Source organism: Thioalkalivibrio sp. ALE22, from assembly GCF_000381445.1.
In the GTDB taxonomy this organism is placed as follows: domain Bacteria; phylum Pseudomonadota; class Gammaproteobacteria; order Ectothiorhodospirales; family Ectothiorhodospiraceae; genus Thioalkalivibrio.
The window spans coordinates 52067-60000 of the sequence record NZ_KB906511.1 but is presented as its reverse complement, the minus strand read 5'-3'; the positions used below and the strand labels follow the sequence as shown (position 1 = coordinate 60000).

Annotated in this window: 7 protein-coding genes and 2 rRNA genes (1 of these 9 cut by a window edge); 6 read left to right on the top strand and 3 right to left on the bottom strand. The window is 64.2% G+C overall.

Annotated features, from left to right (window positions below; all coding sequences use genetic code 11):
- The 3 genes from F793_RS0111725 to F793_RS0111715 all read left to right on the top strand — a co-directional run.
- Positions 1–1464, top strand: a 23S ribosomal RNA gene (locus tag F793_RS0111725); it begins 1415 nt to the left of the window's first position.
- 111 nt (positions 1465–1575) lie between these two features.
- Positions 1576–1691 (top strand): 5S ribosomal RNA (rrf, locus tag F793_RS0111720).
- A 137-nt stretch (positions 1692–1828) separates the two neighbouring features.
- Positions 1829–2035 (top strand): hypothetical protein, encoded by a 207-nt coding sequence (locus F793_RS0111715; RefSeq protein ID WP_026279164.1) that lies wholly within the window; start codon positions 1829–1831, stop codon positions 2033–2035.
- 196 nt (positions 2036–2231) lie between these two features.
- On the opposite strand, the gene F793_RS0111710 is transcribed toward F793_RS0111715, so the two are convergent.
- From F793_RS0111710 to dapA, 3 genes are read right to left on the bottom strand one after another with little or no spacing between them, the layout of a single operon-like run.
- Positions 2232–3002, bottom strand: a complete 771-nt coding sequence (locus F793_RS0111710; RefSeq protein WP_018880814.1) for an MBL fold metallo-hydrolase — start codon at positions 3000–3002, stop codon at positions 2232–2234.
- Between the two features lie 21 nt (positions 3003–3023).
- Positions 3024–4190, bottom strand: a complete 1167-nt coding sequence (gene bamC / locus F793_RS0111705; protein WP_018876070.1) for an outer membrane protein assembly factor BamC — start codon at positions 4188–4190, stop codon at positions 3024–3026.
- 8 nt (positions 4191–4198) lie between these two features.
- The gene (gene dapA / locus F793_RS0111700; protein WP_018877304.1) at positions 4199–5077 is read right to left on the bottom strand and encodes a 4-hydroxy-tetrahydrodipicolinate synthase; all 879 of its coding nucleotides are present in this window, start codon (positions 5075–5077) and stop codon (positions 4199–4201) included.
- A gap of 228 nt (positions 5078–5305) precedes the next feature.
- Between dapA and F793_RS0111695 the strand changes: the two genes are divergently transcribed.
- From F793_RS0111695 to F793_RS0111685, 3 genes are read left to right on the top strand one after another with little or no spacing between them, the layout of a single operon-like run.
- A complete protein-coding gene (locus F793_RS0111695) occupies positions 5306–5860 on the top strand; it encodes a glycine cleavage system protein R (RefSeq protein WP_018865808.1) in 555 nt (184 codons plus the stop codon).
- Between the two features lie 57 nt (positions 5861–5917).
- Positions 5918–6394 carry a peroxiredoxin gene (locus F793_RS0111690; protein WP_018876071.1) on the top strand — a complete coding sequence of 159 codons (477 nt, stop codon included), beginning with the start codon at positions 5918–5920 and terminating at the stop codon, positions 6392–6394.
- A 32-nt stretch (positions 6395–6426) separates the two neighbouring features.
- Positions 6427–7845: a PhoH family protein gene (locus F793_RS0111685; protein WP_018876072.1), complete on the top strand. Its 1419-nt coding sequence runs from the start codon at positions 6427–6429 to the stop codon at positions 7843–7845.
- The last annotated feature ends 89 nt before the right edge of the window (positions 7846–7934 follow it).

The window sequence follows — 7934 nt, the reverse complement described above, 5'->3', positions numbered from 1 at the left end:
CTAAGTGATCCGGCTGTTGGTGCCCGGTTCAAGTATGTAGGGAGTGTCCTTAGGCAAATCCGGGGACACAATCCTGAGATACGATGACGAGCCTCCACGGAGGCGAAGTCACTGATGCCCTGCTTCCAGGAAAAGCCTCTAAGCTTCAGTTAACAGTTGACCGTACTCCAAACCGACACAGGTGGGCAGGGTGAGAATCCCAAGGCGCTTGAGAGAACTCGGGTGAAGGAACTAGGCAAAATGGTACCGTAACTTCGGGAGAAGGTACGCCTCGGCTGGTGATGGGACTTGCTCCCTGAGCTGGCTGAGGTCGCAGAGACCAGGCCGCTGCGACTGTTTATTAAAAACACAGCACTCTGCAAACTCGAAAGAGGACGTATAGGGTGTGACGCCTGCCCGGTGCCGGAAGGTTAATTGATGGGGTTAGCTTCGGCGAAGCCCTTGATCGAAGCCCCGGTAAACGGCGGCCGTAACTATAACGGTCCTAAGGTAGCGAAATTCCTTGTCGGGTAAGTTCCGACCTGCACGAATGGCGTAACGATGGCGGCGCTGTCTCCACCCGAGACTCAGTGAAATTGAAATCGCAGTGAAGATGCTGTGTACCCGCGGCTAGACGGAAAGACCCCGTGAACCTTTACTACAGCTTCACACTGAACTTTGAGCTTGTTTGTGTAGGATAGGTGGGAGGCTTTGAAGCCGGGACGCCAGTCTCGGTGGAGCCAACCTTGAAATACCACCCTGGCAAGTTTGGAGTTCTAACCCAGGCCTGTAATCCAGGTCGGGGACCGTGTGTGGTGGGTAGTTTGACTGGGGCGGTCTCCTCCCAAAGAGTAACGGAGGAGTGCGAAGGTACCCTCAGCGCGGTCGGAAATCGCGCGACGAGTGCAAAGGCATAAGGGTGCTTAACTGCGAGACAGACACGTCGAGCAGGTGCGAAAGCAGGTCTTAGTGATCCGGTGGTTCTGTATGGAAGGGCCATCGCTCAACGGATAAAAGGTACTCCGGGGATAACAGGCTGATACTGCCCAAGAGTCCATATCGACGGCAGTGTTTGGCACCTCGATGTCGGCTCATCACATCCTGGGGCTGAAGCAGGTCCCAAGGGTATGGCTGTTCGCCATTTAAAGTGGTACGCGAGCTGGGTTTAGAACGTCGTGAGACAGTTCGGTCCCTATCTGCCGTGGGCGTCGGAGATTTGACAGGATCTGTCCTTAGTACGAGAGGACCGGGATGGACGCACCTCTGGTGTTCCGGTTGTCACGCCAGTGGCACTGCCGGGTAGCTAAGTGCGGAAGGGATAACCGCTGAAAGCATCTAAGCGGGAAACCCACCTGAAGATGAGATCTCCCTGGACCCTCGAGGTCCCTGTAGGGCCGTTGAAGACTACAACGTTGATAGGCTGGGTGTGGAAGCGCGGTAACGCGTGTAGCTAACCAGTACTAATTGCCCGTGCGGCTTGACCATATAACACCCAAAGTGTTGGTGGTCTCGTCTGACACATCACCAAGTACACAAGCCTAGAATGCATTCCGAATTCAGACGACTCGGCACAAGCCGGGTTATCTGGCCAGTTTGTCTGGCGGCAATAGCGAGTAGGAACCACCCGATCCCATCCCGAACTCGGAAGTGAAACTGCTCTGCGCCGATGGTAGTGTGGGGCCTCCCCATGTGAGAGTAGGTCACCGCCAGGCATTAATCCGAAGCCCGATTCCCAGTCATGGGGGTCGGGCTTTTTTTATGGGCGCTTTCGAGGCAGGCTTGGATGCAAGGTAACGCGATGCTCGTTGTGGCGGGTGCGGCACTTGGCCACAGCAGGCGGGGAGGTATTGTGCGAGGAAAAAGGACCGATGGTGGGCTGGTGATCGTAGGGCTTGTACTGCTCGGGATCGGGCTCTACGCAATTTTCGGCGGCCAGCTGGCGTTTACGCCGATTGCGCCAAGGGAAGGCGCGGGATTCGGCGGACCGCTGGCAATGATTATCGGGGTGGCGTTTGTTATTGGCGGGCTCTATTTCCTGCGGGAATCGCGGCGCTAAAAACGGTCTGTTCAGAGGTTGCCGACTGAGCGCGGCGGATACGGGCGGTGTAGTCGATCTGGCCTGGGCGGGGTAAGAGCGCGCTGTGTCCTCAGTCGATGCGGAAGTGGGCCCTGCGGTCGGGCGACTGCGGGCGTGATGCCGCGGGAGGGATGTTCGGCCAGTCCAGCCCGGGTGCGTCAGGCCAGGTCGCGTGTCAGGCGGGTGCGGTGGTGCGCCAGCCGAAGCCCTGGTCCTGGGTTGCGATATCGACGTCGGAGGGGGTACAGCCGAGCCCGTCTGCGAGGGCCGTTCGGGCAAGCGCCTCATCGTTGTTGTCGGTTGAGAGATGCATCCCGATGACGTGCCGGAGGCGGGACTGGTCGATGTTGCGCAGCAGCTCGGTGGCGGCATGATTGGGTAGGTGCCCGTAGCCCCCGCCGATGCGGCGCTTCAGGGATGCGGGATAACGCCCGGCGGCGAGCATGGCTGGGTCGTGGTTGCACTCCAGCAAGAGGGCATCCGCGCCACTCGCCATCGCGACCATATGGGGCGAGATATGCCCGGCATCGGTCATCAGCACCAGTCGGTGGTCTCCGTCGGAGAAGGCGAACTGAGTGGGCTCGCGCGAGTCGTGGGGCACGGTGAAGGGGCAGACCCAGGCGTCGTCGATGTCCAGCGGGGCGTCGGCCTGGATCTCCTGGACGTGTGCGAAGCCATCGTCGCGGGCCGCCAGGCGGGTGCCCGGGCTGGTGAAAACGGTGAGGTCGTACCGCCGGGACAGCGGGCCCGCGGCGCCGATGTGGTCCGTATGCTCGTGGGTGATCAGGACGGCGGTCAGGTCGCGGGGTGCAAGATCGACCCGGGCCAGGCGGCGTTCGAGTTCCTGGACAGAGAAGCCGCAGTCGACAAGGAGACGGGTCGCCCCGATCTCCACGACCAGGGCATTTCCGGCGCTGCCGCTGCCGAGGGAGCAGAAGCGGATCATCGCGTCGGCACCGCGGAGGGATTAACGGAGAATCTGCTGTTCGATGCGGTCCAGCACGAATTCCGCATCGCGACGCCGGAGGGGGTCCCCGTCGATATCACGGGCCTCGATGCGGAGGTCGCCGTCGCCCACGTCGGTCAGGCGGACCTGGTAGCGTTCGTTCTCGCGACGGTCTCCGCCGCGACCGAAGATGCGACTGAAGAACCCGCCGCTTTCGCCTTCGCCGACCACGTCGGGGCGATAGGTCACCTCGAAGGTCCCGGTGTCACGATCCTGCTCGTCCACCAGCAGCCCGGCGCGATCCAGGAGCGTCCCCATTTGCGCCCACATCCGGTCGAAGGCGCTGCCAATGACCAGCACGGGCTGGCCTTCGAGTTCCGTCTGGTGCAGTTCGGTCGGGCGGTCCCCGATGGTCTCGGCGACCCGGGCGCTGCCTTCCGGCATTTCGCCGGTGGCAAGGAAGACGCGAAGGCGATTGAGCATCTCGGCTTCCAGTTCCGGGTCAGAGGGCCGCATGGCCCAGCGCCAGGTTTCGCCCTCGGGCTCCTCGGACGCGCCCCGGTGGGATATGTAGATCGCGGAGTGCCCGTTGTCGCGTTCGACGCGAAGCCGGTACTTGTCCCGGGTGTTGGCGTCGTATACGTTCCCAAGGGCCCGCGCGAAGATGTTCTGACTGCCCCGGAGCGGGATGCCGGCACGGTCCTCGGCCCATTCCGTCTCCATGATGCCGACCTGGGGTTCGTTGCGTTCCAGGCGCAGATTCTGGCTGTCCCAGAAGGCGGCAAGGCGATCCCACAGTTCCTCCGGGCGCGCCTCGACGCTGAGCCAGCGGACGCTGCCTTCGCGCATCAGCTGGACCTCGGCGGACTCGGGGAGGACGCGGGCGTCGGTCTGCACCGGTGCGGTGGTGTCGGCCGGCTGGCGCTGCTGCTGACGGGCCTGGGAGTCCTGCTGCATCTCGCGGGCGCTGACGCGCTCGCCCGGCGCATCCGGGATGCGGTAGGCGCGCTCGCTGTCGGGGGCGATGAGGTCCGGCGGGACTTCGAGATTGTCCATCTGCCGGCTCATTTCGTACTGGGGACCGCTCTGGCGGTCGCCCGAGGTGGAACACCCGGCGATGGCGAGGCTCGTGGCCAGGGCAAGGGCGGTGCGCGTCGCGCGGCGGCGGAGCGGGGCGGAGTGTTTCATGTCGGGGTTCAGACCTCTATGCCGGCCTGGCGCATGGCGTCCAGGACCGGCGCATGGAAGGGTTCGGACAGCGGAGTCAGGGGGAGACGGATACCGTCCTCCATGAGTCCCATGCGATGCAGTGCCCACTTGACCGGAATCGGGTTGGCCTCGAGGAACAGCGCGGAATGCAGGCCGTCCAGCTGGCGGTTGATCGCGCGCGCCTCGTCCGGTCGGCCTTCGCGGACGGCGCGGCACATGGCCGCCATCAGACGGGGGGCGACATTCGCGGTGACCGAGATGATCCCGTGGCCACCCGCCAGCAGGAAGGCGAGTCCGTTGCCGTCATCGCCGCTGTACAGGTCCATGCGGTTGCCGACCCGCGCGACCAGTTCGGCGGTCCGCTCGTTACTCGCCGTGGCCTCCTTGATCCCGATGATGTTCGGGATGTCGGCCAGGCGTTCCACGGTTTCGGGCAGCAGATCCACCGCGGTCCGGCCGGGGACGTTGTACAGGATCTGCGGGATGTCGACGGCCTCGGCGATGGCCTTGTGATGCAGGTAGAGGCCTTCCTGAGTCGGCTTGTTGTAATACGGGGACACCAGCAGGCAGGCGTCCGCGCCACCTTCCTTCGCGCAACGGGTCAGCGCGATGGCCTCGCGCGTGGAGTTCGCGCCGGTGCCCGCGATCACCGGGAGGCGCCCGGCCACGGTCTTCACCGTGTGGGCAATCGCCTCGCAGTGTTCGTCGAAATCGAGGGTCGCGGATTCGCCGGTGGTGCCGACCGCGACAATGGCATCGGTGCCGGCCTCGATGTGGAATTCCAGGAGCCGATCCAGCGCCGGCCAGTCCAGGCTGCCGTCCGCGTGCATCGGGGTCGCCAGTGCGACCATGCTGCCTTGAAACATCGACTCCTCCAACATCGGGAATGGTGCAGTCTAACGGGCGGGTGACAAGGCATTCAAGATTCCCGCGGCCGGCATGCCACCGATGCCCGGTTTCGCGCGGCGCGACGCCGTTGGCGCCGCCCGGGCAAGGTGGTATGTTGCGAGCCATCATGCCTGTTGTCGCTTTCATGCCGAGTCCCTCCCGGGAATGGCGCGCCCCCGTTCCCGCACGCCGCCGGCGGGTGCCGCATGGCTGAAGTGGTCGGCACGGGTGCCCATACCCACCTGATCCTTAACCTGATCGGGCCCGACCAGCCGGGTCTGGTCTCCAGCGTGACCCGCGTGATCGTGGATACCGGCTGCAATCTCGAATCGAGCCGGATCACGGTCGTGGGCGGGTACTGCTGCATGGCGCTCAGTGCCAGCGGCAACTGGAAGACCCTCGGCACGCTGGAATCGCGTCTGGAACGGCTCGAAGCCGAGATGGGGCTGGTGGTGGTGGCACGCCGCGGGCCACTGGAGGAGCGCGCCGAGGCCGCCATGCCGTATGCCGTGGATGCGGTAGCCCTGGATGCGCCGGGCCTGCTGAATGCCCTCGCCGATTTCTTCACCAGCCGCGGGGTCAATCTGCGCGACGTTCAGACCCGGGTCTACATTGCCCAGCAGACCGGGGCGCGCATGTTCGCGGCCAACATGGTGGTGGATATCCCCGCCGGGCAGCACCTCGCCAGTCTCCGCGGCGAATTCATGGATTTCTGTGACGAACTGAACGTGGATGGCGTGCTGGACCCGATCAAGGCCTGAAGCCGCCGGGCACGCGGCCTTCCGCTTCGAGACCCACGAATCAAGGAGCAACGCCTGATGAGCATCGCAATCAACCAACCCGTCCCCGCTGACCTGCGCGTCCCGGCGACCGGCGACCAGACCCTGGGCCCGGCCGACTTCCAGGGCCGGATCGTGGTCCTCTACTTCTACCCCAAGGACAACACGCCGGGCTGCACCAACGAGAGCCGCGACTTTGCCGCCAGCCTGGATGCCTTCCAGGAGGCCGGCGCCGTGATCCTGGGTGTGTCGCGCGACAGCGTGAAGAGCCACGAGAACTTCCGCACCAAGCAGGAACTGCCGTTCGACTTGTTGAGCGATGGCGACGAGACGCTGTGCAATGCCTTCGATGTCATCAAGATGAAAAACATGTATGGCAAGCAGGTGCGCGGCATCGAGCGCTCCACCTTCCTGATCGATGCCGACGGCGTGCTGCGCAAGGAGTGGCGCAAGGTGAAAGTGCCGGGCCACGTGGACGAGGTCCTCGCGGCGGTGCGCGAACTCGCGGGGAGCTGACCCCCTTACCCTACCCCCGTTCCGGAGGTGCCATGAACGCGACCGACCAGGATCCGAAACGCCTGTTTGTCCTGGACACCAATGTCCTGATGCACGACCCCACGGCGCTGTTCCGGTTCAAGGAACACGACATCTTCCTGCCCATGGTCGTGCTCGAGGAGCTGGATCGCGGCAAGAAGGGGGTTTCCGAGGTCGCGCGCAACGTGCGCCAGGTCTCGCGCTTCATCGACGAACTCACCACCGGCGCGCAGCACGAACAGATCGCCGCCGGGCTGCCCCTGCAGGCCGACTCCCTCAGCGAATCGACGTTCGCACCCAGCGGCCGCCTGTTCTTCCAGACCCGCAATCTCAACGCCAGCCTGCCGGCCTCCCTGCCGGGGTCCTCGGCCGACAACGACATCCTCGCCACCGCCCAGGCGCTGAAGTCGGAATACCCCGATACCCCGGTCACGCTGGTATCCAAGGACATCAACCTGCGCATCAAGGCCGCGGTGATCGGCCTGCACGCGGAGGACTATTACAACGACCAGGTGCTGGACGATGTCAGCCTGCTGTTCTCGGGCATGACCGAGCTGCCGGCGGATTTCTGGGAGACGCACGGCACCAGGATGGACTCCTGGCAGGAATCCGGGCGTACCTACTATCGCGTGACCGGGCCGCTGGTCAGCGAGTGGCAGCCCAACCAGTTCGTCTACCGCGAGGGGGAGAACCCGCTATCCGCGATCGTGCTGGAGATCGACCAGCCGAACGAGTCCGCGGTGATCGAGCTGGTTGACGACTACATGACCCCGCGTCACAGCGTCTGGGGCATCAATGCCCGCAATCGCGAACAGAACTACGCACTCAACCTGCTGATGGATCCCGAGGTGGATTTCGTCTCCCTGCTGGGCGCCGCCGGTACCGGCAAGACCCTGCTGACCCTGGCCGCCGGCCTCGCGCAGACGCTGGAGGACAACACCTACAAGGAGATCATCATGACCCGGGTCACGGTCCCGGTGGGCGAGGACATCGGATTCCTGCCCGGGACCGAGGAAGAGAAGATGACACCCTGGATGGGGGCGCTGATGGACAACCTGGAGGTGTTGTCCAAGTCCGAGGGCGCCGGGGAATGGGGCCGTGCGGCGACCAACGACGTGCTGACCAGCCGCATCAAGATCCGCTCGCTGAATTTCATGCGCGGACGCACCTTCCTCAATCGCTACATCATCCTGGACGAGGCGCAGAACCTGACCTCGAAGCAGATGAAGACCCTGATCACCCGCGCCGGACCGGGGACCAAGGTGGTGGCGCTGGGCAACATCGCGCAGATCGACACCCCGTACCTGACCGAGACCTCAAGCGGCCTGACCTACGTGGTGGACCGCTTCCGCAACTGGACCCACAGCGGGCATATCACACTGACCCGCGGCGAGCGCTCGCGGCTGGCGGACTACGCCTCGAATCATCTGTAGACGGCGGGTAAGGCACGCCCGGGGGCGGCAACGGAGCGGGAAACGGGCACCGTCATTGCGACGCCCCGCAGGGGCCGCGGCAACCTCCG